The organism is Streptomyces sp. NRRL S-495, from assembly GCF_000966955.1.
Lineage (GTDB): Bacteria > Actinomycetota > Actinomycetes > Streptomycetales > Streptomycetaceae > Kitasatospora > Kitasatospora purpeofusca.
Map to the genome: position 1 here is coordinate 1 of NZ_JZWY01000625.1, position 1,997 is coordinate 1,997.

The window sequence follows — 1,997 nt, forward strand, 5'->3', positions numbered from 1 at the left end:
AGGACCGGGCCGGCACCGACGCCCGCGGCCGGCTCCGGCACGAACGGCGGGTGCTGGCCGCACTGGCCGGCGTGCCCGGAGTGCCGGACCTGGTCGACTACTTCCGGCACGGCGAGGACGAGTACCTGGTGAGTACCGCCCGCGGACCGCGCGACCTCCGCCGGGCCGTGCTCGAAGCCGGACCGTACGACGTCCTCGGCGACCGGGCGGCCGCCACCGCGCACGGGACCGGAACGGGGCCGGGCCGCGACTGGTGGGCCCTGGCCCGGGGGCTGCTCACGGTCCTGGACGCCGTGCACGCGCGCGGCGTGGTCGTCCACGACCTCAAGCCCGCCAACGTGGTGCTGGACGCCGCGGGCGCCTGCTCGCTCGTCGACTTCGGTGTCAGTTCGCTGACCGGCGAGCGGCCGGAGGGCGCCACCCTCGGCTACGGCCTGCCCGCCACCGCCGAGCCGGACACCGCCGGGCCGGACACCGCCGGACCCCACCCCGCCGACGACTACTACGCGTTGGGCGCCACCCTGCACTGGGCCGCCACCGGCCTGGACCCCGTGGTGATCGACCCGGACCCGGCCGTCAACCGCGAGCGCACCCTCGCCTGTCTCGCCGGCGCGCTGCCTACTCGACCCGCCCGGCCCGCGGCCGCGACGCTCGCCCTGATCGCCGGGTTGCTGAGCCTGGACGCCGAGGAGCGGTCGGCGGCCGCCGCCGACCTCCGGCGAGCCCCGGCCGCGCCCGGGACCCGGCCCGCGACAGCGGCGCCACCGCACCGGACCGCCCACCGGCCGCCGGTGGTGACGGCGGACCTGCTCGACCGGGCCGTCCGCCACACCCTCGACCGCTGCGTCCGGATGGCCCACGACCTCGCCGACGGACGACCCGACGCCTCCCCCGGCGCGAGCCACCCGTCCCGCCCGCGCACCCTGCTCTCCCGCTACGACGGCGCCGCCGGCCTCGGCCTCGAACTGCTCCAGCACCCGGACCGGCCGGAGGTCCGCGACGCGGCCGCCGCACTCGCCCGGTGGACCGCCGCCCACCCCGCCCTCGGCCGGCTCGGCCCGGGCCTGTACGACGGCCGCGCCGGGGTCGACCTCTTCCTCGCCCAGGCGGCCCACCTGCTCGGCACCGAACCTGTCGGCACCGAGCCCGGCGGTTCCCAACCCGGCGGCACCGGGACCGGACCGCTCGCCGCTGACCTCCCGGCCGACCTCCCGGCCGACCTCCCCGCCGACCAGGTGTCCGGCGCCGCCGGCCTCGGCACCGCCCGGCTACTGCTGGCCCGGCTGGCCCGCGCCGACGGCCGGCCCGATGAGGCCGAGCGGCACACGGCCGTCGCGGCCGCCTGCGCCCGGCGGCTCACCGACGGCCGCCCCACCGACCCCCGGGAGGCCCCGAACCCCGGCACCGCCGCCCTCGTCGAGGGGTTCGCCCACGGTCGGGCCGGCCTCGCGCACTTCCTCCTCGCCCTGCCCGGCACCGACGGTGGGACGGCGGAGGCCGCCCGGCGCCTGGTCGACGGCCTGGCCGAGGACGTCCCCCGCCTCGCGGCCGCGGCCCGCGCCCCCGGCGCGACCCGCCGCTACGGCTCCTGGTGCCGCGGTCTGGCCGGCCTCGGGGCGGTCCTGCTCCAGGCCGGACGGCTGTACGGCGAGCCGGCCCTCGTCACCCGCGCCGCCGAGTCCGCGGCCGCCGCCCTCGTGCCGGCCCCGCGCACCGGCCCCGTCGGCCAGTGCTGCGGCCTCGCCGGCATCGGCGAACTGCTGGTCGACCTGGCCGTGGCCACCGGCGACGAACGCCACTGGCGCTCCGCCGAGGAGATCGCGGGCCTGATCCTGGCCCGCGGCGGCGGCCCGTACGACCGCCCGCTGCTGCCCGGTGCCGACCCCTCGACGGAGTCCGCCTCCTGGGCCGCCGGCACCCCCGGGGTGCTCGGCTTCCTGCGTCGGCTGAGCCGACGCGGCGGGCCGCGCCCCGGCACCCTGTTCCCGGCCTGACAG

General features: G+C 80.1%; 1 protein-coding gene. It reads left to right on the plus strand.

Annotated elements, in window-relative coordinates; translation table 11 throughout:
• Nucleotides 1-1,994: lanthionine synthetase LanC family protein (locus VR45_RS29115; protein ID WP_045942843.1), on the plus strand; the 1,994-nt coding region annotated here is incomplete at its 5' end.
• Nucleotides 1,995-1,997: the final 3 nt, after the last annotated feature.